The sequence below is a fragment of the Streptococcus mitis genome (assembly GCF_002096815.1).
In the GTDB taxonomy this organism is placed as follows: Bacteria; Bacillota; Bacilli; order Lactobacillales; family Streptococcaceae; genus Streptococcus; species Streptococcus mitis_AD.
The window spans coordinates 141917-166828 of record NZ_NCVJ01000017.1 but is presented as its reverse complement, the minus strand read 5'-3'; the positions used below and the strand labels follow the sequence as shown (position 1 = coordinate 166828).

Sequence of the window (24912 nt, the reverse complement as noted above, 5' to 3'; positions counted from 1 at the left end):
CCTATGTCTCAATACAAGATTGCTCCGTCAATTCTGGCAGCAGATTATGCCAACTTTGAACGTGAAATCAAACGTCTAGAAGCAACTGGGGCAGAGTATGCCCATATCGATATCATGGATGGCCATTTTGTCCCGCAAATCAGTTTTGGTGCAGGTGTGGTTGAAGCTCTTCGTCCTCATAGTAAGATGGTCTTCGACTGCCACTTGATGGTAGCTAATCCAGAGCATCATTTAGAAGACTTTGCGCGTGCAGGTGCGGATATCATCAGTATCCATGTGGAAGCAACGCCCCATATTCATGGTGCCCTCCAAAAAATTCGTTCACTCGGAGTTAAGCCTTCAGTTGTTATCAATCCTGGCACACCAGTTGAAGCCATCAAGCACGTGCTTCACCTAGTTGACCAAGTCTTAGTCATGACAGTTAACCCAGGCTTTGGTGGGCAAGCCTTTCTACCAGAGACCATGGATAAGGTCCGTGAGTTGGTTGCCCTTCGTGAGGAAAAAGGTTTGAACTTTGAGATTGAAGTGGATGGTGGGATTGATGACCAAACTATTGCCCAAGCTAAAGAAGCTGGTGCGACCGTTTTTGTAGCAGGTTCCTATGTCTTTAAGGGAGATGTCAATGAGCGAGTACAAACTCTCAGAAAACAACTGGACTAGGGTTGCCGTTTTTGCAGGCGGAGACCGCGGTCATTATCGGACAGACTTTGATTGCTTTGTCGGTGTGGATCGAGGCTCGCTCTGGGTCTTGGAAGAAAAGCTGCCTCTTGCTCTAGCAGTTGGGGATTTTGATTCTGTTACTGCAGAAGAGCGACAGGTGATTCAAAAACGTGCCCAGCATTTTGTTCAAGCCCGACCAGAAAAAGATGATACAGATCTGGAATTGGCTCTCTTAACCATCTTTGAGCAAAATTCTCAGGCTCAGGTTACTATTTTCGGTGCTTTGGGTGGTCGTATTGATCATATGCTAGCTAACGTCTTTCTACCTAGCAATCCTAAGTTGGCTCCCTATATGCGCCAGATAGCGATTGAAGATGGGCAAAATTTGATTGCCTATTGTCCAGAAGGGACCAGTCAGTTAGAACCTCGTTTAGACTATGACTATCTAGCCTTTATGCCAGTTCGGGATAGCCAGCTGACTATTCTCGGTGCTAAGTATGAGTTGACTGAGGAAAATTTTTTCTTTAAAAAAGTGTACGCTTCTAACGAATATATAGATAGGGAAGTGTCGGTGACTTGCCCAGATGGCTATGTAGTCGTGCTGCATAGCAAGGACAGGAGGTAGGATGGAAAGTTTACTTGTTCTATTATTAATTGCCAACCTAGCTGGTCTCTTTCTGATTTGGCAAAGGCAGGATAAGCAGGAAAAACACTTAAGCAAGAGCTTGGAGGAACAGGCAGATCATCTGTCAGACCAGTTAGATTATCGCTTTGAACAAGCCAGACAAGCCAGCCAGTTAGATCAAAAAGACTTGGAAGTGGCTGTCAGCGATCGCCTGCAAGAAGTGAGAATCGAATTGCACCAAGGCTTAACTCAGGTCCGTCAAGAAATGACTGAGAATCTCCTCCAAACCAGGGATAAGACTGACCAACGTCTCCAAGCCTTGCAGGAATCAAATGAGCAACGTTTGGAACAAATGCGCCAAACCGTCGAGGAAAAACTAGAAAAGACCTTGCAGACACGCCTACAGGCTTCCTTTGAGACAGTTTCCAAGCAATTGGAGTCTGTCAATCGTGGTCTTGGAGAAATGCAGACAGTTGCCCGCGATGTCGGAGCCCTCAACAAGGTTCTCTCTGGAACCAAGACACGAGGGATTCTGGGAGAATTGCAATTGGGGCAAATTATTGAGGACATCATGACCCCTGCCCAGTATGAACGAGAATACGCAACGGTTGAAAACTCTAGTGAACGAGTGGAGTATGCCATCAAGTTGCCTGGACAGGGTGACCTGGAATATGTCTACTTACCGATTGACTCCAAGTTTCCACTGGCAGATTATTACCGCTTAGAAGAAGCCTATGAAGCTGGTGACAAGGACGAGATCGAACGCTGTCGCAAGTCACTCCTAGCCAGCGTCAAACGCTTTGCCAAGGATATTAAGAGCAAGTACATAGCACCACCTCGGACGACCAATTTTGGAGTTTTGTTTGTTCCGACAGAAGGTCTCTACTCAGAAATCGTCCGCAATCCGGTCTTCTTTGATGATTTGAGACGGGAGGAGCAGATTATTGTCGCAGGTCCAAGTACCCTATCAGCTCTTCTCAATTCCCTATCAGTTGGTTTCAAAACCCTTAATATCCAAAAGAGTGCCGACCATATCAGCAAGACGCTTGCCAGTGTCAAAACCGAGTTTGGCAAGTTTGGTGGTATCTTGGTCAAGGCACAAAAACATCTCCAACATGCCTCTGGCAATATTGATGAATTATTAAACCGTCGTACTACAGCTATCGAGCGGACGCTCCGTCACATTGAGTTATCAGAAGGTGAGCCTGCGCTTGATTTACTCCATTTCCAAGAAAATGAGGAAGAATATGAAGATTAGTCACATGAAAAAAGATGAGCTGTTTGAAGGCTTTTACCTAATCAAGTCAGCTGACCTTAGACAAACTCGCGCTGGGAAAAACTACCTAGCCTTTACCTTCCAAGATGATAGTGGCGAGATTGAAGGGAAACTCTGGGATGCTCAACCTCATAACGTTGAGGCCTTTACCGCAGGTAAGGTTGTCCACATGAAAGGACGCCGAGAAGTTTATAACAACACCCCTCAAGTCAATCAAATTACCCTCCGCTTGCCTCAGCCTGGTGAACCCAATGATCCAGCTGATTTCAAGGTCAAGTCGCCAGTTGATGTCAGGGAAATCCGTGACTACATGTCGCAAATGATTTTTAAAATTGAAAATCCTGTTTGGCAACGGATTGTTCGAAAGCTCTACACCAAGTATGATAAGGAATTTTACTCCTATCCAGCTGCCAAGACTAATCACCATGCCTTTGAAACGGGTTTGGCTTATCATACGGCGACCATGGTGCGTTTGGCGGATGCTATTAGCGAAGTCTATCCTCAGCTCAATAAGAGCCTGCTCTATGCAGGGATTATGCTGCATGACTTAGCTAAAGTCATCGAGTTGACGGGACCAGACCAGACCGAATACACAGTTAGAGGCAATCTCCTTGGGCATATCGCTCTGATTGATAGTGAAATTACCAAGACAGTGATGGAACTCGGCATCGATGATACCAAGGAAGAAGTCGTTCTGCTTCGTCACGTAATCCTTAGTCACCATGGCTTACTTGAGTATGGAAGTCCAGTCCGTCCACGCATTATGGAAGCAGAGATTATCCATATGATTGACAATCTGGATGCTAGCATGATGATGATGTCAACAGCTCTTGCTTTGGTAGATAAAGGAGAGATGACCAGTAAAATCTTCGCTATGGACAATCGTTCCTTCTATAAACCAGATTTAGATTAACAATTTAAGAAAAATGAGCATTTTTTAGGATAAGAATGTTCGTTTTTTTATGTGAATATGGTATAATAGATAAAATATCAAAATTAAATGAAATGGGAAATAGAAATGAAATTAAGAAGAAGTGATCGAATGGTTGTCATTTCCAACTATTTGATTAATAATCCTTATAAACTAACTAGTCTCAATACTTTTGCTGAAAAGTATGAATCTGCTAAATCATCCATCTCAGAGGATATCGTCATTATCAAACGAGCCTTTGAGGAAATTGAAATCGGTCATATCCAGACAGTAACTGGTGCTGGTGGTGGTGTCATTTTCACACCATCAATCTCAAGCCATGATGCCAAGGAAATGGTTGAGGACTTGCGTGCTAAGTTGTCAGAAAGTGACCGTATCTTGCCAGGTGGCTATATCTACCTGTCTGATTTGCTTAGTACACCAGCTATCTTGAAAAATATTGGTCGCATTATTGCCAAGAGCTTTATGGACCAAAAAATTGATGCGGTTATGACAGTAGCTACTAAGGGTGTTCCACTTGCAAATGCAGTTGCCAATGTCCTCAATGTTCCCTTTGTTATTGTGCGCCGTGACCTGAAAATTACCGAAGGTTCAACTGTCAGCGTCAACTATGTATCCGGTTCAAGTGGAGATCGCATTGAGAAAATGTTTCTTTCAAAACGCAGTCTCAAGGCAGGCAGCCGTGTCTTGATTGTGGATGACTTCTTGAAAGGTGGCGGAACTGTCAATGGGATGATCAGCCTCTTGCGTGAGTTTGATTCAGAATTGGCAGGTGTAGCGGTCTTTGCGGATAATGCTCAAGAAGAACGCGAAAAGCAGTTTGACTACAAGTCACTCTTGAAGGTAACCAATATTGATGTCAAGAACCAAGCCATCGATGTTGAGGTTGGCAATATCTTTGACGAAGATAAATAAGAGATAGAACTAAAGGTTGGAACGATTGTCCCAGCCTTTCTTTGCAAATAGAATAGAAGGAAACTTATGAAAACACCATTTATCAATAAAGAAGACTTGGAAAAGATTGTTGCCGAGTTCCCGACTCCCTTTCACTTGTATGATGAGAAGGGAATTCGTGAGAAGGCAAGAGCCGTCAACCAAGCCTTTTCGTGGAACAAGGGCTTTAAGGAATATTTTGCAGTTAAGGCTACTCCAACCCCAGTTATTTTGAAAATTCTCCAAGAGGAAGGCTGTGGCGTGGACTGCTCTAGTTATGTGGAGCTTTTGATGAGTCATAAACTGAATTTCCCTGGTTCTGAGATTATGTTCTCTTCAAACAATACGCCAGATAAGGAATACGCCTATGCGCGTGAATTGGGTGCGACCATTAACTTGGATGCCTTTGAAGATATTGAACATCTAGAGCGTGCAGCAGGTATTCCAGAAATCATCTCATGTCGTTACAATCCTGGGGGCGTTTTTGAGCTAGGAACAGATATTATGGACAATCCTGGAGAAGCCAAGTTTGGCATGACCAAGGACCAGCTCTTTGAAGCTTTTGCTATCTTGAAGCAAAAAGGAGCTAAGACTTTTGGGATTCACTCCTTCCTAGCATCCAATACCGTGACCCATCTCTATTATCCAGAGTTGGCTCGTCAGCTTTTTGAATTGGCTGTTGAAATCAAGGAAAAGTTGGGTATTTCGCTAGACTTTATCAATCTTTCGGGCGGTATTGGTGTCAACTATCGTCCAGACCAGGAGCCGAACGATATTGCCTTAATTGGTGAGGGAGTTCGTAAGGTGTATGAAGAGGTCCTTACGCCAGCAGGTCTTGGTGAGGTCAAAATTTTCACTGAATTGGGTCGTTTTATGCTAGCCCCTCACGGTGCTTTGGTCACAAGAGTCACTCATAAGAAGAAAACTTACCGTACTTATCTGGGTGTGGATGCATCAGCAGTCAACCTCATGCGTCCAGCTATGTACGGAGCCTACCATCATATTACTAACGTGACCCATCCAGATGGACCAGCTGAAGTGGTAGATGTGGTTGGTTCACTCTGTGAAAACAATGATAAATTTGCAGTGAATCGCGAACTGCCTTATACAGAAATAGGTGATTTGCTGGTAATTCATGATACAGGTGCTCACGGTTTTTCAATGGGCTACCAGTACAATGCCAAACTTCGTTCAGCGGAAATCCTCTATACCGAAGAAGGCAAAGTCCGTCAAATCCGCCGTGCAGAGCGCCCTGAGGACTATTTTGCAACCTTGTATGGTTTTGATTTTGAAGAATAAAATGATAATTAATTGAAAATGAAATTGAAAAACAGATTGCTTTCTAAAAAATAGGCAAAAATCTTGTTTTTCCTTCAAGTCATGATATAATAAAACTATAAAACGTTTTCAAGGAAGGTGACGATATGTCTGAAGAAACAATTGATTATGGACAAGTGACAGGAATGGTGCATTCGACAGAAAGCTTTGGGTCAGTAGATGGGCCTGGTATTCGCTTTATTGTCTTTTTGCAGGGCTGTCACATGCGTTGCCAGTATTGCCACAACCCTGACACTTGGGCTATGGAGTCCAATAAGTCACGTGAACGGACGGTAGATGATGTCTTGACTGAAGCCTTGCGCTACCGCGGTTTCTGGGGGAATAAGGGTGGGATTACAGTCAGTGGAGGAGAAGCCCTCTTGCAGATTGATTTCTTGATTGCCCTCTTTACCAAGGCCAAAGAACACGGAATCCACTGTACCTTGGATACCTGTGCCCTTCCTTTCCGTAATAAACCACGTTACCTTGAGAAGTTTGACAAACTCATGGCTGTTACTGACTTAGTTCTCTTGGATATCAAGGAAATCAACGAAGAACAGCACAAGATTGTCACTAGCCAAACCAATAAAAATATCTTGGCTTGTGCCCAGTATCTATCAGATATTGGAAAACCTGTCTGGATTCGCCACGTGCTAGTTCCAGGATTGACAGATAGAGATGATGACTTGATTGAACTTGGTAAGTTCGTCAAGACCCTCAAAAATGTGGATAAGTTTGAAATTCTACCTTATCACACTATGGGTGAGTTCAAATGGCGTGAATTGGGAATTCCATATTCCCTCGAAGGGGTTAAACCACCAACAGCAGATCGCGTCAAGAACGCTAAGAAACTCATGGATACCGAAAGTTACCAAGACTATATGAAACGTGTACATGGATAAAAAAGAAGCCTGATGGAAACATCGGGCTTTTAAATTTACACAAATATAGATAATTAAATGAAACAAAATTTTATACTCTTCGAAAATCTCTTCAAACCACGTCAGCGTCGCTTTGTCGTATATATGTGACTGACTTCGTCAGTCTTATCTACAACCTCAAAACCGTGTTTTGAGCAGCCTGCGGCTAGCTTCCTAGTTTGCTCTTTGATTTTCATTGAGTATTAAATCTTTTTTACTCTCTAAATTCTGAAAAAAATCCGAAAATGAGTGTATAAGATATAGTTACTTTTAGAAATATTAAATAGAATAGGAGAACATCTATGGAACAAAGTATTACCATTAAAAATTTATGTAAGTCGTATGGCCAAACTCAAATTTTAAAAGATATTTCTTTTGAAGCAAAAGCAGGTAAAGTGACTGCTTTCCTGGGTCCAAATGGAGCTGGTAAAAGTTCAACCTTACGTATTTTATTAGGATTAGACAAAGCAACATCTGGTCTTACCAAAATTGGAGATCAAACTTATAAGGAATTAAAATTTCCTCTAAAGACTGTAGGAGCTTCATTTGACAGTGTAGGAGCTCCTGATGATCGGACTGTTTATCAACATTTGAAAATTGTTGCTGCTAGTAATGGGATATCCAGTCAGCGAATTGAACAAGTCTTGGATATGGTGGATATTAGTCATAAGAAAAAATCTAAAATTGGGAAATTATCATTAGGAGAAGGACAACGCTTGGGAATTGCAACAGCTCTATTAGGAAATCCTCAATATCTGATATTGGATGAACCGACTAATGGGTTGGATCCAAGAGGAATTCGGTGGTTTAGAGAGTTTATAAAAAAACAAGCTCAAGAAGGGAAGACCGTCTTACTGTCATCTCATATATTATCGGAAGTGGAAGCAGTAACAGATGATGTAGTTATCATAAATAAAGGAAAAGTTCTTATAAAAGGGACTTTACAAGAAGTGATGAAAAATCTTTCTTCACTAGAGGAAGTCTTCTTTAGTTTAACAGAGGGAGGGAAGTGACATGGCACTTATTTACTCTCTTCATTCTGAAATATTGAAATTACTTTATAATAGAGCTACTCATGTTGTACTATTCTTGATACTGGTATTTCAAACGTTTTTAGCAAATATTGGTGCTTCTCAAATTGTTTCAGTTGGTATCCATGCTACACCAGAGACAAATCCAGATTTAGCAGAGGCCTTACCTCCTATTGAATTTTTAGGTTTTGATGTCACTTTATTTGGTGTTTTTATTATGATTATCCTAGGCTCAATTTACGGAGCCGAGGAATACAAAGGCTTGGCTATTCGTACAAGCCTCCTCTCTGTTACAAATCGAAGTACTTTCCTAGTTTCAAAAACATTAGTTTGGCTTATATTTTCTTTTATCATTTCCTTTCTATCAATATTCTTGACAATTAACATGACACATTATGTTTTAGGACAAGATGGCTTATTGCTTTTTTTACTAAATGGAACAGTTTGGTTCTATATATTTTTAGCCAGTATAGCTTGGACTTTGTTGGGACTGCTGGCCTATATTATGGCTTTGACATTTAAAACAGCCATTGTTCCTCTATTATTTTTGCTTCCTCAAGTCTACAATTTAGGAACATTCTTAGCAAACTATATATCGGCTGCAAAATTTCTTCCAGTTGCATTGGGGCAAGGATTGATTGCTACATCTCCTCAAATTTTAGAACATAATAGTTTACAACATATTTTATTTTTACTTTGTTGGAACTTCTCATTCTTGGCTTTAGCAATTTACCGCTTACTCAAGTCAGATATTGGAGGAGGTGAATAAGTTGAAAGAACAACTTAAAAGTGAGTATCTCAAGTTTATTATGAATCCTTGGCACTGGTTGATTATAGGTGCTCTATTACTGTGTATTCCGGCGATGGTTGTTTTTTTAAATAGTAAGCCAGACCAGTTGACTCTACAGTTTGTTTTGGAACAGCTACTGCAAAGTCTCTATTTAGGACAGGCAGGTTTCGTTAGTCTAGCGGTTCTATTTATAGGTCAAGAATTTACAGGTTCTAGCCTTCGTACCAGTTTTCTTACATGTCCAAATCGTTTGAAATTTATAATCTGTAAACTAGCTATTGTATTATGTGTGGAAATTGTATTATTGGTCGCTGTAATATCATTATGTATACTAATCGCCCAAGGATACTACAATATCAATCTTTTGAGTAATATTAAACATGTTCTGACAATCCTATTTCCAGCATGTATTTCTATTCTAACCTTCTCTCTTTTAAGTGGTATTTTTGTATTTATTTCCCAGTCTTTTATCTTAATTTTGGGAATCAGTTTATCCCTTTTATTGGGGTTGGGACAAATGTTACTACAATTCAGTTCTTTTTTTAGAAATTTACCATTACTAGCTAGTATGAATTGTTTTTATACCCATCCCTTGTCGCTTTATTATCCAGTGTGGCAAGGCTTAGGGATACAAATAGTTTGGTTATTAATTGTTTTTCTATTTGCTACATTGATACTTATAGGAAGAAATGTACGCTAAAGACAGGGGATGTCCTGTCTTTTTCTTGGTTAGTGCTATAATATAGTTAGGAGGGTGAGTTATGGCTTATAAAATTTTGGTGGTAGATGATGATCTCGCTATTCTTCGCCTAATAAAAAAAGTACTAGAATATGAAAAATATGAAGTAGTCATACGAAATAAGATAGAAGAGATTGATCTTTGTGATTTTACAGGCTTTGACTTGATTCTATTAGATATTATGATGCCTGTTAGTGGTTTAGAGATCTGTCAGATGATTCGCGAACAGATAACTGTTCCTATCTGTTTTATAACTGCTAAGGATATGGATGAAGATTTAGTAGCTGGAATTAATGCAGGTGCTGATGATTATATTATGAAGCCCTTTAGTATGCAAGAATTGTTAGCACGTGTTAAAATGCACTTACGTCGTGAAGAACGGATTAAAGGAAATGTTCATCAAATAAAGATTGGGAAGCTTATACTATATACGGATAGTAAGGAACTATTTGTAAACGATGATAAGATTGCTCTGACAAGGAGGGAATTTGACATAGTGAATCTTTTGGCAAGCAACCCAAGTAAAATATATTCTATTGAGGAAATTTATAATTATCTATATCCACAAAGTTCAGAAGCGCTCTTACGTTCGGTTTCAGAGTACATTTATCAAATTCGTCAAAAGTTGAAACCTTATCAATTAAATCCAATTAAAACCTTATACGGTGGAGGATATCAATGGGTAGAATCAAAAGTTTTAGACAATTAATTCGAGAAACCTGTTGGAGAATTATTTGGCAGTTTAGTCTTGGCTTACTAATGGCCTATCTTATTCCCTTAGCTTCAGTATCTATACAAATAAATGAAGATGGGAAAACTTTAAACAATAGTGGTGTTCTATCAATCTTTTTTAATGTGTCATCATGGATATATATTTGTGTTTTATTGATTGTTCTAATAAGTTATCACATTGGAAAATTGTTGAAAAAACTGAGTTATGAAATGACTTTGATTTATGAAAATAGTATGTGGTTGAAGAAGGAATGTACAGAAAGTTTAACGGTTAAAGAATTTCGCGAGACAGGAAATCGGATTATTGTGATGCAAGATAGAATTCGACAATTAATAGTTAATGAGAAACAGCAGAAGGAAGATTTGATGTTTCAGGTTTCAGCAGCTTCTCATGATTTAAAAACTCCCTTAACCATTATTAGGGGAAATGTGGAATTTTTGCAGACGATAACTGAAAACGACCAATCTCAAGAATGCTTAGCAGATATAGAAAGAGCTAGTCAACAGTTACTAGATTATTTCAATCAATTGATTCACTATTCTAAAACCTATTATGATGATGAGACAGGTTGGACGGAGTATTCCTCTTCAGATTTTATCAATGAATTAGAGAAAGAAGTCTCTTTTTTGATAAAAAATCAGATGAAGTTTTCTTTTGAACAAAATGTGAAAGGAACTGAAAACTATTATATAAATCAATCTCTTCTGATTCGTGCCATACAAAATATTTTAACAAATGCTTTGGAATACGCTGATAAACAGAATCCTAAAATTAAAATTAGAGTAGAGCAAGAGGGGAAGGAATTGAAAATAGGTATATGGAATAATGGTTCGGAATTTCCAGAGGAAGTTTTAACTAATTTTGGAAAGCTCTTTTATCGTATGGATAAAGCTAGATCGTATAAAGAGCAACATTATGGTATTGGACTAAGTTTTGTATGTAGAGTTGCAAAACTACACAAAGGCCGAGTTGAGCTTAGAAATAGAGACGAGGGAGCAGAAGTTTTAATAACTGTGAATTGTATTAAATCATAGTGATTTACTTGTTAATTTATGATTGAATAGTTTTTATATGTGAGCTTTTAAACTATTTAACTTTTTCGACTAGTATAAGATGTAACGGTAGATAATAAAAACGAATGATGATATCTAGTTGATGAAAACTATTTATCATTCATTCGTTTTTTAATTATTGGATAATTTACGTAGCTTTATCTCGAACGTTGTTTTCCAGCGTTGCGATTTTTGTGTTTTTTCTTGCTTGTGATAGCAGTTGGTTGTTCAGGAGTAACGTCTTTTCGTCCACTTGGTGTAGAGAAAGCACGTGCTTTTGGTGGGTTCTTGGCTAGTTCTTCACGGACTTTTTTGCGAAGTTTTGGACGAACGATATAGTTGACGATAAACTGTTGGAGAATCATCATGAAACCACCAACAACCCAGTAAAGTGTGACACTAGCTGGTGAGAAAAGGGAGAAGACGACGATCATGAGTGGGCTCATGTAAATCATTTTCTTGATTTGTTCTCTTTGCATTTCATCTTCTACTCCGTGAAGTGAAAGGAGCGATTGAAGATAGTAAAGAATACCAGCACAGGCAACCAAAATCATACTTGGAGAACCTAGAGGAATTCCTAGGTAGCTTGCTTGAGCAACACCTTCAGTATGTTGGGCAGCAAAGTAGATAGCAGAGAAGAAAGGCATTTGAAGGAGGATAGGGAAACATCCTACACCACCAAACATGCTGATGCCGTGTTCTTTTTGAGCGGCAAAGAGAGCTTGTTGGGCTTCGAGTTTTTCTTCTTGAGTAGTCGCTTCCTTGAGACGTGTTTGGTGTGGCTCAAGGACGTGCTTGAGGGCGTTCATCTTTTCAGAGTGAAGCGTTGCCTTCCATGATTGGTAGATACCAAGTGGCAAGATAATCAAGCGCACGATAATGGTTACGATGATGATAGCGACACCAAAGCCTAGACCTTGATCAGTAGCGAAGTACTTGATAGCTTCAGCCATAGGCGCTCCAATCGTATTCCAAATAAATCCTATTGGCTTTCCTGTGGCTTTATCGACTCTAACACAGCCAGTCAAGACTAGCAACATAGCCACTCCCATAGCTGAGAGTGCAAAACGTTTAATAGATTTCACTGTTTTTATTCCTTCTTTAAAAATTATACCTTTCTATTCTACTGTTTTTTTACAAAATATACAATAGTTCTAGAGACCTAATTTGCGATTTTAAAGTCAGGGTAAGGAGGAAAGTTACTTAGTTTGACATCTAAGTAGCTGACTTTTGAAAAAGGTGTGGGTCCTTTTCGGATTTCTTGGATAAATTTTGCCATGATAGTAGATGAGTCTGCTTGGGCTAAAATTTCCACTGTGCCGTCGTCATTATTCCAGACTCGACCTGTGATGCCACCAATTTCAAGTGCCAAGCTGTAAACACCCCAACGAAAGCCGACTCCCTGCACCCTACCTTGGGCGATCATTCTAACCTTTTGCATACCAAACCCCTTTGATTGTGTTATAATGTTTCTATGACTATTATAACCTCAAAAGCCAATTCAGTGGTAAAAAATGCCAAGAAATTGCATCAAAAAAAATATCGAAAGTCTGCCTATTTGATTGAAGGTTGGCACTTATTCGAAGAAGCTGTTCAAGCTGGAGTGACGATTGAGAAGATCTTTGCTCTGGAAAGTTACCGAAATCAGTTAGCTGCTTTTCCTCAAACAGTCTGGGTTTCAGAGGAGATTTTGCGGGATTTGGCAGATACGCAAACACCTCAAGGCATTGTCGCAGTTATTCAAAAAGAAGAAGTGGGACCGCCTGATTTTAGTCAGGGTAAGTTTCTATTTTTAGAAGATGTCCAAGATCCTGGTAATGTAGGTACCATGATTCGGACTGCGGACGCGGCAGGTTTGACAGGGGTCATTGTTTCAGACAAGTCAGCGGATATTTACAGTCTCAAGACTCTGCGTTCCATGCAAGGAAGCCATTTTCATTTGCCCATCTATCGTATGCCTGTTGCTACCTTTATAGAAGAGGCAAAGAAGAGCAATTTGCCCATTCTGGCAACGACCTTATCGAGAGATTCCAAGGATTATCGTGAGCTTTCTCCCCTAGAAAATTTTGCTTTAGTCATGGGAAATGAAGGGCAAGGGATTAGTCCTATCATGGCTGAAAGTGCCAATCAGCTGGTTCATATTGGTATGAAAGGTAGGGCGGAGAGTCTCAATGTGGCAGTTGCCGCAGGCATTTTGATGTTTTATTTCAGCTAATTTAAAAAAACTTTGTTATAATCAAGATATAGTTATAGAAAAAGGAGAATCAGAATGAATCAAACAATTATTCAAGAACGTTCAGGTCTCAATCAATTTTACGCTAAGGTTTATGCCTTTGTAGGGATTGGAATTGGACTATCAGCTCTGGTGTCAGCTTTGATGTTGACAGTCTTTCAGGCTCAATTGACTTACTTTTTAATGCATGGCCGTCTCTGGTTGATGGTTGCAACTTTTGCAGAACTTGCTCTGGTATTTGTTGCAAGTAGCATGGCTGCAAAAAATAGCCCAGCAGCTCTGCCAGTATTTCTAGTATACTCCCTACTGAATGGCTTCACCCTTAGCTTTGTCGTAGCCTTCTATACACCGGGAACAGTTTTGTCAGCCTTTGTATCCAGCGCTCTTCTCTTCTTTGTCATGGCGGCAATCGGGATTTTCACCAAGAAGGATTTGAGTGGAATGGGACGAGCTTTGATGGCGGCGCTTGTTGGTCTCATCATTGCCATGGTTGTGAATCTATTTTTAGCCAATAGCTTCTTTGACTACATGATTAGTATTGCCATGGTCTTGGTTTTCTCTGGTTTGATTGCTTGGGATAATCAAAAGATTCGCTATGTTTATGAGCAGTCACGAGGACAAGTAGCGACAGGTTGGATCATCTCAATGGCACTCAGTATCTATCTTGATTTTATCAATCTTTTCCTCAGTATTCTACGTATCTTTGGTCGCAATGACTAAAGGTCCATGAAATCAGTGTTCGAAGGAGCACTGATTTTTTTAAATTTTCTCTTTTCTTTTCTTGGAAATAGGTGTATAATGCTTTTAATTAATTTTTTGAGGAGTAGTTTATGAAGAAAAGTTTTATTCATCAACAAGAAGAGATTTCCTTTGTCAAAAACACTTTTACCCAGTATTTGAAAGATAAGCTAGAAGTTGTCGAAGTTCAAGGTCCTATCTTAAGTAGGGTCGGTGACGGGATGCAGGATAATTTATCAGGTGTGGAGAATGCCGTATCGGTCAAGGTTCTCCAAATCCCTGATGCTACTTATGAAGTTGTGCACTCACTTGCTAAATGGAAACGCCATACCTTGGCTCGCTTTGGTTTCGGTGAGGGTGAAGGTCTTTTTGTCCACATGAAGGCCCTTCGTCCAGACGAAGATTCGCTGGATGCGACCCACTCTGTTTATGTTGACCAGTGGGACTGGGAGAAAGTTATCCCAAATGGTAAACGTAATATCGCTTATCTAAAAGAAACCGTTGAGAAGATTTATAAGGCTATTCGTCTTACTGAGCTAGCTGTTGAAGCCCGCTATGACATCGAATCAATCTTGCCAAAACAAATCACTTTTATCCACACAGAAGAGTTGGTAGAACGCTACCCAGACTTGACACCAAAAGAGCGTGAAAATGCTATCTGTAAAGAATTTGGAGCAGTCTTCTTGATCGGTATCGGTGGTGAATTACCAGACGGTAAACCGCACGATGGACGTGCACCAGACTACGATGACTGGACAAGTGAGTCTGAAAATGGCTACAAGGGTCTAAATGGTGATATTCTTGTCTGGAATGAGTCTCTGGGTGGAGCCTTTGAGTTGTCTTCTATGGGAATCCGTGTAGATGAAGAAACGCTTCGCCGTCAGGTTGCCATCACAGGTGATGAAGACCGTTTAGAATTGGAATGGCACAAGGCTTTGTTGAACGGCCTATTCCCATTGACAATCGGTGGGGGAATTGGACAATCTCGGATGGCTATGTTCCTACTTCGCAAGAAACACATCGGAGAAGTGCAAACAAGTGTTTGGCCTCAAGAAGTCCGCGATACTTACGAAAATATTTTATAGAGAATCGAACCGTAAGGTTCGGTTTTCTTTCTCTTTTTGCCCATAATTTGGTATAATAAACGGTATGAAAATCGTATCAGGAATCTATGGGGGACGTCCCCTCAAGACACTAGAAGGAAAGACGACAAGACCTACTTCGGATAAGGTTAGGGGAGCCATTTTTAACATGATTGGTCCCTACTTTGAAGGGGGACGAGTCTTGGACCTTTATGCAGGTAGTGGTGGTTTATCTATCGAGGCAGTCTCGCGTGGCATGTCCAGCGCTGTTTTGGTGGAGAGAGACCGTAAGGCTCAGGCTATCGTGGCTGAAAATATTCAGATGACCAAGGAAGTTGGAAAATTTCAACTCCTCAAGATGGATGCAGAAAGGGCATTGGAACAGGTATCTGGGGAATTCGACCTCATTTTCTTAGACCCTCCTTATGCCAAGGAACAAATCGTAGCAGATATTGAAAAAATGGCTGAGAGGGAGCTTTTTTCTGAAGATGTCATGGTTGTGTGTGAGACGGATAAGGCCGTTGAACTTCCAGAAGAAATTGCCTGCCTGGGCATCTGGAAGGAAAAAATTTATGGAATTAGTAAGGTGACAGTTTATGTCAGATAAGATTGGCTTATTCACAGGCTCATTTGATCCGATGACAAATGGGCATCTGGATATCATTGAACGGGCGAGCAGACTCTTTGATAAGCTCTATGTCGGTATTTTTTTTAATCCCCACAAACAAGGATTTCTCCCTATCGAAAATCGTAAACAGGGGTTAGAAAAGGCTCTGAAACATTTGGAAAATGTTGAAGTTGTGTCTTCTCATGATGAATTGGTGGTTGATGTCGCAAAAAGACTGGGGGCTACTTGTCTAGTGCGTGGTTTGAGGAATACAGCGGATTTGCAATATGAAGCCAGTTTTGATTACTACAACCATCAGCTGTCTCCTGATATAGAGACCATTTATTTACATAGTCGACCTGAACATCTCTATCTCAGTTCATCCGGTGTTAGAGAGCTTTTGAAGTTTGGTCAGGATATTGCTTGCTATGTTCCTGAGAGTATTTTGGAGGAAATAAGAAATGAAAAAAAAGATTAGATGGCCCTTATATGTCATTGCGGCCTTAATTGTGACTTTCTTGGCATTTGTAGTGCCCTTGCCCTATTATATAGAGGTTCCAGGTGGTTCGGAAGATATTCGCCAAGTCCTTAAAGTCAATGACACAGAAGATAAGGAAGCTGGTGCCTATCAATTCGTTACGGTTGGTGTCCAGCACGCTACTTTAGCCCATATGATTTATGCTTGGTTGACGCCTTTTACAGATATTCGTAGTGCTCAGGAGACTACAGGTGGATCTTCCGATGTTGAATTTATGCGGATCAATCAATTCTATATGCAAACATCGCAAAATATGGCCAAGTATCAAGGGCTAAAAACAGCTGGTAAGGATATTGAACTAAAATATCTTGGGGTTTATGTTTTGACTGTGACGGATAATTCGACCTTTAAAGGGATTCTTAACATCTCTGATACGGTCACAGCAGTCAATGATCAAACCTTTGACAGTTCCAAAGACTTGATTGATTACGTCAATTCTCAAAAACTAGGGGACTCCGTCAAGGTCACCTATGAAGAGGATGGGCAAACCAAGTCTGCAGAAGGTAAGATTATCACCTTGGAAAATGGCAAAAATGGAATTGGAATCGGTTTGATTGACCGTACAGAAGTGACCAGTGATGTTCCAATTCGCTTTTCAACAGCCGGTATCGGTGGCCCAAGTGCTGGTCTCATGTTTAGTCTGGCCATCTATACCCAAATAGCTGACCCTGGCCTTCGTAATGGTCGTATCGTTGCCGGTACAGGAACCATTGACCGCGATGGGAATGTGGGGGATATTGGAGGTATTGATAAAAAAGTTGTAGCTTCGGCTAGAGAAGGTGCCGCGATTTTCTTTGCCCCTGATAACCCTGTTAGCGAAGAAGAACAAAAAGCGCATCCGGATGCTAAAAACAACTACCAAACAGCTCTGGAAGCAGCTAAAACAATCAAGACAGATATGAAAATCGTGCCTGTTAAAACCCTACAAGACGCAATTGATTACTTGAAAAACAATCCCTAGTTTTAAGTTAAGTTTCCAAACTAGCGCACAAACAGAGAAGATGGTATAATAGTCAAATGGTTCAATTATTATTCACTCTAAGCAGTCACATGCTCTTTATTTATGTGAGTTTTTACCTTTTAAAGGATCTTGTTAGATGGGAAAAGGTTTTAAAAGTGACAACTGAGAATACAGGAAAAGTTCGTTTACTAGTAGCCTTTTTCAGTATTGTAATGGGCTACATCATGAGTTCTTTCTTTATCAGCCTATATCAGTTGTGGCAAGAAGCGCTTAGAGGATCATTATAATTTGCGTGTTTAAGAAATTACTTTCAAGATATTATTAAACTTATAGGGAGAAATAGAATTCATGGATATTATAATCTTATTGTTGATAACGCTATTAATTTATTTGTTACCTCAAAATAAGGAATATCTAAATGTTAAATCTACATCAGGGCTTAGAGGATTTCTAGCTATAGGAATAATATTTCATCATTTGTCACAATGGGTTACATCTGGTGATGAATTTTCTAATTTTTCCTATATGGGAACTTATATCGTTTCTATTTTCTTCTTTTTATCAGCCTATGGATTGTATTTTCAGAACGAAAATAAGAAAAACTATCTAGATAATTTTTTAGTTAAGAGACTTTCTAAAATTCTAGTTCCATTTTTTTCTATATCTTTGATTTATATGTTTTACAGATTTTTAAGCGGTCAATTAATGGATTTAGATTTTTTTGCTAACTTATTTAAAAAAGGAAGTACAATTATTTATAATGGATGGTTTGTCGATATTATAATTCTAATGTATATATTTTTTTATATATCATTTAAGTTTTTCAAAAATAAGTTTATTTCTATTGTTATCAATACAGTATTCATAATTGGTTATATTTGTTTAGCTATAAAATTAGGTTACGGTTTTTGGTGGTATAATAGTGTTTTCCCCTTCATAATTGGCTTAATATGGGCTAAAAATAAAGAGAAAATTGATGGAGTTTTAGATAGACATTATTTTATCATACTTGTTTTAGTAACTGTGTTACTCTTTATTTCACATCAATACGATATTTTGTTGAGGTATGTGCATTTAGAAGATAGTTATAGTTATGCGTTAGCTGCTAATTTAGATAATATTATTTTTACAATCTACTTTATTATTGTTTTTTTGAAAAAAATAAATTTTTCAAATATATATTTGATTTTAATAGGTAGTATATCGTTTGAATTATATATGATACATGGATTAGTTATTTCTATGCTAGGAAAAACACTTGTGTCATCCAGAATAAATGATGTGATATTTACATTTTTTGTGCTGGTCCTTAGTCTAATTTTAGCTTGGATTATTAATAAATTAGTTAATAGAATTACAAAGAAAGTAAGTCTATTACAAAATCAAGAGTAAAGGAAATAAGTATGGAAAAAATTGTGGTTCAAGGTGGCGATAATCGTCTGGTAGGAAGTGTTACGATCGAAGGAGCAAAGAATGCAGTCTTGCCCTTGTTGGCAGCGACTATTCTAGCCAGTGAAGGAAAGACCGTCTTGCAGAATGTTCCAATCTTGTCAGATGTTTTCACTATGAATCAGGTGGTTCGTGGTTTGAATGCCAAGGTAGATTTTGATGAGGAGGCTCATCTTGTCGAGGTGGACGCGACTGGCGATATCACTGAGGAAGCTCCTTACAAGTATGTCAGCAAGATGCGCGCATCCATCGTTGTTTTGGGGCCAATTCTTGCCCGTGTAGGTCATGCTAAGGTATCCATGCCAGGTGGTTGTACGATTGGTAGCCGTCCTATTGACCTTCATTTGAAAGGTCTAGAAGCTATGGGTGCTAAGATTAGTCAGACAGCTGGTTACATCGAAGCCAAGGCTGATCGCTTACATGGCGCTCATATCTATATGGACTTCCCAAGTGTTGGTGCTACGCAGAACTTGATGATGGCGGCGACTCTGGCTGATGGGGTGACAGTGATTGAAAATGCTGCGCGTGAGCCTGAGATTGTGGACCTAGCCATTCTCCTCAATGAAATGGGAGCCAAGGTTAAAGGGGCTGGTACAGAGACCATTACCATTACTGGTGTGGAGAAACTTCACGGTACGACTCACAATGTGGTCCAAGACCGTATCGAAGCTGGAACCTTTATGGTGGCTGCTGCCATGACTGGTGGTGATGTCTTGATTCGAGACGCTGTCTGGGAGCATAACCGTCCCTTGATTGCCAAGTTGCTTGAAATGGGAGTGGAAGTGACAGAGGAGACTGAAGGGATTCGAGTTCGCTCTCAACTAGAAAATCTAAAAGCTGTTCATGTGAAAACCTTGCCTCACCCAGGATTTCCAACAGATATGCAGGCTCAATTTACAGCCTTGATGACCGTCGCAAAAGGGGAGTCAACTATGGTGGAGACAGTTTTCGAAAATCGTTTCCAACATCTAGAAGAAATGCGTCGCATGGGCTTGCACTCTGAGATTATCCGTGATACAGCTCGTATTGTTGGTGGTCAACCTTTGCAGGGGGCAGAAGTTCTTTCAACTGACCTTCGTGCCAGTGCTGCCTTAATTTTGACAGGTTTGGTAGCACAAGGAGAAACTGTGGTCGGTAAATTGGTTCACTTGGATAGAGGTTACTACCGTTTTCATGAGAAGTTGGCACAGCTAGGTGCTAATATTCAGCGGATTGAGGCAAGTGATGAAGATGAATAAGAAATCAAGCTACGTAATCAAGCGTTTACTTCTAGTCATTTTGGTACTGTTTTTGGGTGCTCTAGCCCTAGGTGTCGGCTTAATGGTAGGTTATGGAATCTTGGGCAAGGGTCAAGATCCATGGGCTATCCTGTCTCCAGCAAAATGGCAGGAATTGATTCATAAATTTACAGGAAATTAGGCTGGAGAACCAGTCTTTTTCTAGAGATAAGGAGAAAAATGGATAAAAAAACAAGACAGACACTGATCGGACTACTAGTGTTATTGCTTTTATCTGCGGGAAGCTATTATATCAAGCAGATGCAGTCGACAGCTAATACTCCTAAAACTAAGGTGAGTCAGAAAAAACAAGCGTCTGAAGCTCCTAGTCAAGAATTGGCAGAAAGTGTCTTAACAGATGTAGTCAAGAGTCAAATAAAAGGGAGTCTGGAGTGGAATGGATCAGGTGCTTTTATCGTCAATGGTAATAAAACAAATCTAGATGCCAAAGTTTCAAGTAAGCCCTACGCTGATAACAAAACAAAGACAGTGGGAAAGGAAACAGTACCAACCGTAGCAAATGCCCTCTTGTCTAAGGCTACTCGTCAGTACAAGAATCGTGAAGAAACTGGGAATGGTTCGACTTCATGGACTCCTCCTGGCTGGCATCAGGTTAAGAATCTAAAGGGTACTTATACCCATGCGGTCGATAGAGGTCACTTGTTAGGCTATGCCTTAATCGGTGGCTTGGATGGTTTTGATGCCTCGACAAGCAATCCTAAAAACATTGCTGTTCAAACAGCCTGGGCAAATCAGGCGCAAGCCGAGGATTCGACTGGTCAAAACTACTATGAAAGCATGGTACGTAAGGCCTTGGACCAAAACAAGCGTGTCCGTTACCGTGTAACCCTTTACTACGCTTCGAATGAGGATTTAGTTCCTTCAGCTTCACAGATTGAAGCTAAGTCTTCAGACGGAGAATTGGAATTTAATGTTCTAGTTCCCAATGTTCAAAAAGGGCTTCAACTGGATTACCGAACTGGAGAAGTGACTGTTACTCAGTAAAATACAAAATAAACTCCTATGTCACTTGTGGATATAGGAGTTCTTTCTTACTAGTTTAAGCAGGGCTACAATAGATACTGTTACTCAATGAAAATCAAAGTGTAAACTAGGAAGCTAGTCGCAGGTTGCTCAAAGCACGGCTTTGAGGTTGCAGATAAAGCTGACGTGGTTTGAAGAGATTTTCGAAGAGTATGATAAAAAATAATATGTACTGGACTATATTTTGTGATATAATAAAGGATAAGATACTATTTTAGGAGAAGAACTATGGAAGACCCAAGTAGTCAGAATTTGTTGCTACAATTTGTTTTATTGTTTATCTTGACGGTATTAAATGCCTTTTTCTCAGCCACAGAAATGGCCATGGTTTCACTTAACCGTGCGCGTGTTGAACAAAAGGCAGAAGAAGGAGATAGACGCTATATCCGTCTGCTGAAGGTACTAGAAAATCCTAACCACTTTTTATCAACCATTCAAGTAGGGATTACCCTGATTACAATCTTATCTGGGGCGAGTTTGGCAGACACTCTGGGACGAGAAATTGCATCTTGGCTTGGAAATGGCGAAACATCTTATGCCGTTGCAAGTTTTCTATCTTTAGCATTTTTGACTTATATTTCCATCGTTTTTGGGGAATTGTATCCTAAGAGAATCGCTCTTAATCTAAAGGATGCCTTGGCGATTCGTACAGCGCCAGTTATCATTGGGCTTGGGAAACTAGTTAGTCCCTTTGTTTGGCTCTTGTCTGCATCTACCAATCTCTTGAGTCGCTTGACTCCGATGACCTTTGACGATGCTGACGAAAAAATGACCCGTGATGAAATTGAGTACATGTTGACAAATAGTGAAGAAACACTAGATGCTGACGAAATTGAGATGTTACAAGGGATTTTTTCACTAGATGAACTGATGGCCAGAGAAGTCATGGTTCCTCGAACGGATGCCTTTATGGTCGATATTCAGGATGATAGTCAAACCATCATCCAAAGTATTTTAAAACAAAATTATTCTCGTATCCCTGTCTATGATGGAGACAAGGATAACGTGATTGGAATCATTCACACCAAGAGTCTCCTTAATGCGGGCTTTGTGGACGGTTTTGACAATATTGTTTGGAAGAAAATCTTACAAGATCCACTTTTTGTTCCTGAAACTATTTTTGTGGATGACTTATTAAAAGAACTGCGCAATACTCAAAGACAAATGGCAATCTTGCTGGATGAATACGGTGGGATGGCTGGTTTGGTGACCCTAGAAGACCTCTTAGAGGAAATCGTTGGGGAAATCGATGACGAAACAGATAAAGCGGCAATAGATGTTCATCAAATCGGTGAGGATACTTACATTGTTCAAGGTACCATGAATCTCAATGATTTTAATGACTACTTTGATGTTGAACTGGAAAGTGATGACGTTGATACCATCGCTGGTTACTATTTGACAGGAGTTGGGACCATTCCAACGACTGAGAAACTCAGTTATGAATTAGTCAGCCAAAACAAACAGCTTATCCTTACCAATGATAAAGTGAAAAATGGACGCGTTACCAAGGTAAAAGTCCAAATTACCGAAGTTGAAATAGAAGAAGAAACAGAGTAAACTAGAGGCTTTTGTCACCAGGTGTGACGAAGCTTTTTCAGTTGATTTCAAAAGGAAATTGTGTCCTCGAAAAACTCAGCCCCAAACTTGCCCCAAAAGTTTTTTAAAGTTATACGTATTTATTCAAGGAAAAAGAAAAAAGCCCTTTAAATTGGGCTTTCTGTTTAAATGAAACCTGATAAATCAAGTTAAAGAAGGCGGTAGACGGATTTGAACCGACGATCAAGCTTTTGCAGAGCCGTGCCTTACCACTTGGCTATACCGCCTTAACGTTTATTATTATACCTTGAAAATGATTTTCAGTCAATAGCTTTTTCAGATTTTTTGTATCAATAAGCCTAAATATTCTGAAAATTCGTTTACTTTTCTTGAAATCTATGATATAATTGATGATAACCTATACTTTATTTATAAGAGGAGTAAATAAATGAAAAAAAGTCAAGTGCTTGCTGTAGCGGGAGCTACCTTATTAGCGTCAGGAGTTCTAGCTGCGTGTTCAAACACTAGTTCAAATAATGCTAAACTAGCAAAAGATTACCAATATGTTTATCAAACAGATCCAGAAACCTTGGATTATATCGTCAGCAATATCGATTCTACATCATTCGTCACAACAAATGCTGTAGATGGTTTGTTGGCTAATGATAAATATGGTAACCTGGTTCCTTCTATTGCTGAATCATGGACAGTTTCAAAAGATGGTTTGACTTATACCTATAAAATCCGTAAGGATGCTAAATGGGTTACAGCAGAGGGAGAAGAATACGCTCCTGTAACTGCTAAAGACTTCGTTACTGGTTTGAAACATGCCGTAGATGGAAAATCAAAAGGACTTTCAATCGTTAGCTCTTCTATTAAGGGATTAGAACCCTATATCAAGGGTGAAACAAGCGATTTTTCAACCGTTGGAGTAAAAGCGCTTGATGATCAAACACTAGAATATACCTTGAACCAGCCAGAAACTTTCTGGAATGACAAGACCACTAGTGGTGTTTTGATGCCGGTTAATGAAGAATTCTTAACTTCAAAAGGGGAAGGTTTTGGTGCCCCAACCGATGCTAACTCTATTCTTTATAACGGTCCATTTGTCTTAAAATCTGTAACTCCAAAATCATCTATCGAGATGGCTAAAAATGATGCTTACTGGGACAAAGAAAATGTAAAAATTGAGAACGTTAAGTTCACTTTCTGGGATGGTAAGGACCAAGATGTCATTGCCAAAGGTTTTGCTGATGGTCAATATAGCAAGGCTCGTATCTTCCCTACAAGTTCTACATATGAAAAATATGCAGCTGACTTTAAAGATAACATTTACTTTAATGAACCAGGAGCGGGTGTTGCAACTGTCAGCTTGAACTATGGCCGTACAACCTATAACCACACTGCCAAAACAAGTGATGCCCAAAAGACATCTACTCAGAAAGCATTGCTAAACAAGGAATTCCGTCAAGCCTTGAACTTTGCTGTCGATCGCAATTCTTATTCAGCTCAAACAAATGGTACTGATGGAGCTGCAGTAGCCATCCGTAATACATTTGCACCTTATAATCTTCAAGTTGGTAAGAAAACATTTGGTGAATTGGTACAAGATAGCTTGGCTAAGACAAATTCTTCTACTTGGTCAAACGTGTCTCTAGCAGATTCTCAAAATGGCCTTTACAATGAAGAAAAAGCTAAAGAAATCTTTGCTAAAGCAAAATCAAGCCTACAAGCTGAAGGTGTTGAATTCCCAATCCACTTGGATGCCTTGGTTATCCAAGAATCAACAGCGGTTGTAAACCGTGTTCAATCATTGAAACAATCAATTGAAAAAGTATTGGGTTCAGATAATGTTGTTGTAGACTTACAACAAATGACTCAAGCAGAAGCTTTACCAATTTCATTTAGCGCTCCAACAGCTAAAGAGCAAGACTGGGATATCCATACCTTGCTAGGATGGAACCCTGACTATCAAGATCCTTCTACTTTCTTGGATCAATTCGTCCTTAAGGGAGGAAGCACTCGTCTTTACCTTGGTATTGACCAAAACACAGATGCATCAGTAGTAAGCAAACTTGGTTTAGCTGACTATGGAAAATTACTTGATGACGCAAACAGCGAAAACCAAGATGTTCAAAAACGTTATGAAAAATACGCGGTGGCACAAGCTTGGTTGACTGATAATGCTTTGACAATTCCAGTAATGGCTTCTCCTAAAGAAACAGCCGTTTCATATGTTTCAAAAGTTCTACCATTTAGCTCTTCATATTCAGTAGCCGGCCTTAAAGGTGAAAATTCAGGATACTTGAAGTACACTGAAGTTGGTGAAAAAGCAATCACCAAAGAAGAGTATGAAAAAGCTCGTGAAAAATGGTTGAAAGAAAAGACTGAGTCAAACGAGAAAGCTCAAAAAGAATTGGCAAGTCATGTGAAGTAA

Annotated in this window: 27 protein-coding genes and 1 tRNA gene; 25 read left to right on the top strand and 3 right to left on the bottom strand. The window is 39.6% G+C overall.

What is annotated here, in order from left to right:
• The first annotated feature begins 3 nt into the window (after positions 1-3).
• From rpe to B7696_RS02700, 12 genes are all read left to right on the top strand, one after another.
• Positions 4-660: a ribulose-phosphate 3-epimerase gene (rpe, locus tag B7696_RS02760; RefSeq protein ID WP_000084990.1), complete on the top strand. Its 657-nt coding sequence runs from the start codon at positions 4-6 to the stop codon at positions 658-660.
• Positions 623-1285, top strand: coding sequence for a thiamine diphosphokinase (locus tag B7696_RS02755; protein WP_070482204.1), 663 nt, complete (start codon positions 623-625; stop codon positions 1283-1285). The genes rpe and B7696_RS02755 overlap by 38 nt, the downstream gene beginning before the upstream one ends.
• 1 nt (position 1286) lies before the next feature.
• The gene (locus B7696_RS02750) at positions 1287-2543 is read left to right on the top strand and encodes a DNA recombination protein RmuC (RefSeq protein ID WP_084862006.1); all 1257 of its coding nucleotides are present in this window, start codon (positions 1287-1289) and stop codon (positions 2541-2543) included.
• Entirely contained in the window at positions 2533-3474 is a 942-nt protein-coding gene (locus B7696_RS02745; protein ID WP_084862004.1) for a 3'-5' exoribonuclease YhaM family protein, read from the top strand. Before B7696_RS02750 ends, B7696_RS02745 begins: the two co-directional genes overlap by 11 nt.
• A gap of 105 nt (positions 3475-3579) precedes the next feature.
• Complete coding sequence (gene purR / locus B7696_RS02740) at positions 3580-4407, top strand: pur operon repressor (protein ID WP_004238844.1); 828 nt, start codon at positions 3580-3582, stop codon at positions 4405-4407.
• Positions 4408-4473: 66 nt separating this feature from the next.
• Positions 4474-5724, top strand: a complete 1251-nt coding sequence (locus B7696_RS02735) for a diaminopimelate decarboxylase (protein WP_084862001.1) — start codon at positions 4474-4476, stop codon at positions 5722-5724.
• Positions 5725-5849: 125 nt separating this feature from the next.
• Positions 5850-6644, top strand: a complete 795-nt coding sequence (gene pflA, locus B7696_RS02730) for a pyruvate formate-lyase-activating protein (protein ID WP_001288286.1) — start codon at positions 5850-5852, stop codon at positions 6642-6644.
• Between the two features lie 320 nt (positions 6645-6964).
• Positions 6965-7675 (top strand): ABC transporter ATP-binding protein, encoded by a 711-nt coding sequence (locus tag B7696_RS02720; RefSeq protein WP_020901990.1) that lies wholly within the window; start codon positions 6965-6967, stop codon positions 7673-7675.
• A gap of 1 nt (position 7676) precedes the next feature.
• Positions 7677-8462, top strand: coding sequence for an ABC transporter permease (locus tag B7696_RS02715; RefSeq protein WP_049516004.1), 786 nt, complete (start codon positions 7677-7679; stop codon positions 8460-8462).
• Position 8463: 1 nt separating this feature from the next.
• Positions 8464-9183 (top strand): hypothetical protein, encoded by a 720-nt coding sequence (locus B7696_RS02710; protein WP_049516002.1) that lies wholly within the window; start codon positions 8464-8466, stop codon positions 9181-9183.
• A gap of 61 nt (positions 9184-9244) precedes the next feature.
• On the top strand, positions 9245-9931 hold the full coding sequence (locus B7696_RS02705; RefSeq protein WP_000323581.1) for a response regulator transcription factor: 687 nt from the start codon (positions 9245-9247) through the stop codon (positions 9929-9931).
• The gene (locus B7696_RS02700; protein ID WP_049515998.1) at positions 9901-10989 is read left to right on the top strand and encodes a sensor histidine kinase; all 1089 of its coding nucleotides are present in this window, start codon (positions 9901-9903) and stop codon (positions 10987-10989) included. The genes B7696_RS02705 and B7696_RS02700 overlap by 31 nt, the downstream gene beginning before the upstream one ends.
• 176 nt (positions 10990-11165) lie before the next feature.
• Here the strand turns inward: B7696_RS02700 and yidC are convergent, their stop codons facing one another.
• The gene (gene yidC, locus B7696_RS02695) at positions 11166-12092 is read right to left on the bottom strand and encodes a membrane protein insertase YidC (RefSeq protein WP_084861999.1); all 927 of its coding nucleotides are present in this window, start codon (positions 12090-12092) and stop codon (positions 11166-11168) included.
• A gap of 77 nt (positions 12093-12169) precedes the next feature.
• Positions 12170-12448, bottom strand: a complete 279-nt coding sequence (locus B7696_RS02690; RefSeq protein ID WP_033681252.1) for an acylphosphatase — start codon at positions 12446-12448, stop codon at positions 12170-12172.
• 33 nt (positions 12449-12481) lie between these two features.
• On the opposite strand from B7696_RS02690, the gene B7696_RS02685 reads away from it, so the two are divergent.
• The 12 genes from B7696_RS02685 (at position 12482) to B7696_RS02625 (ending at position 22496) form a co-directional block, all read left to right on the top strand.
• Positions 12482-13222, top strand: a complete 741-nt coding sequence (locus B7696_RS02685) for a TrmH family RNA methyltransferase (protein WP_084861996.1) — start codon at positions 12482-12484, stop codon at positions 13220-13222.
• A 54-nt stretch (positions 13223-13276) separates the two neighbouring features.
• Entirely contained in the window at positions 13277-13960 is a 684-nt protein-coding gene (locus B7696_RS02680) for a Bax inhibitor-1/YccA family protein (protein ID WP_084861995.1), read from the top strand.
• Positions 13961-14070: 110 nt separating this feature from the next.
• A complete protein-coding gene (asnA, locus tag B7696_RS02675; RefSeq protein WP_000748003.1) occupies positions 14071-15063 on the top strand; it encodes an aspartate--ammonia ligase in 993 nt (330 codons plus the stop codon).
• A 64-nt stretch (positions 15064-15127) separates the two neighbouring features.
• Complete coding sequence (gene rsmD / locus B7696_RS02670; protein ID WP_000706954.1) at positions 15128-15667, top strand: 16S rRNA (guanine(966)-N(2))-methyltransferase RsmD; 540 nt, start codon at positions 15128-15130, stop codon at positions 15665-15667.
• Positions 15657-16145 (top strand): pantetheine-phosphate adenylyltransferase, encoded by a 489-nt coding sequence (coaD, locus tag B7696_RS02665; protein WP_084861993.1) that lies wholly within the window; start codon positions 15657-15659, stop codon positions 16143-16145. Before rsmD ends, coaD begins: the two co-directional genes overlap by 11 nt.
• Positions 16129-17166, top strand: coding sequence for a SepM family pheromone-processing serine protease (locus B7696_RS02660; RefSeq protein ID WP_000727281.1), 1038 nt, complete (start codon positions 16129-16131; stop codon positions 17164-17166). The genes coaD and B7696_RS02660 overlap by 17 nt, the downstream gene beginning before the upstream one ends.
• Positions 17167-17222: 56 nt before the next feature.
• Positions 17223-17453, top strand: a complete 231-nt coding sequence (locus B7696_RS02655) for a DUF1146 family protein (RefSeq protein ID WP_084861990.1) — start codon at positions 17223-17225, stop codon at positions 17451-17453.
• Positions 17454-17514: 61 nt separating this feature from the next.
• A complete protein-coding gene (locus B7696_RS02650) occupies positions 17515-18558 on the top strand; it encodes an acyltransferase family protein (protein ID WP_084861988.1) in 1044 nt (347 codons plus the stop codon).
• Between the two features lie 11 nt (positions 18559-18569).
• Positions 18570-19853 (top strand): UDP-N-acetylglucosamine 1-carboxyvinyltransferase, encoded by a 1284-nt coding sequence (murA, locus tag B7696_RS02645; protein ID WP_084861987.1) that lies wholly within the window; start codon positions 18570-18572, stop codon positions 19851-19853.
• Positions 19846-20034 carry a DNA-directed RNA polymerase subunit beta gene (locus B7696_RS02640; RefSeq protein ID WP_033684807.1) on the top strand — a complete coding sequence of 63 codons (189 nt, stop codon included), beginning with the start codon at positions 19846-19848 and terminating at the stop codon, positions 20032-20034. Before murA ends, B7696_RS02640 begins: the two co-directional genes overlap by 8 nt.
• 38 nt (positions 20035-20072) lie before the next feature.
• Entirely contained in the window at positions 20073-20897 is an 825-nt protein-coding gene (gene endA, locus B7696_RS02635) for a DNA-entry nuclease EndA (protein ID WP_084861985.1), read from the top strand.
• 267 nt (positions 20898-21164) lie between these two features.
• Positions 21165-22496, top strand: coding sequence for a hemolysin family protein (locus tag B7696_RS02625; protein ID WP_084861983.1), 1332 nt, complete (start codon positions 21165-21167; stop codon positions 22494-22496).
• 195 nt (positions 22497-22691) lie between these two features.
• Here B7696_RS02625 and B7696_RS02615 read toward each other — a convergent pair.
• Positions 22692-22762 (bottom strand) — tRNA-Cys (locus B7696_RS02615).
• 161 nt (positions 22763-22923) lie between these two features.
• On the opposite strand from B7696_RS02615, the gene B7696_RS02610 reads away from it, so the two are divergent.
• Positions 22924-24912, top strand: a complete 1989-nt coding sequence (locus tag B7696_RS02610; RefSeq protein ID WP_049486662.1) for a peptide ABC transporter substrate-binding protein — start codon at positions 22924-22926, stop codon at positions 24910-24912.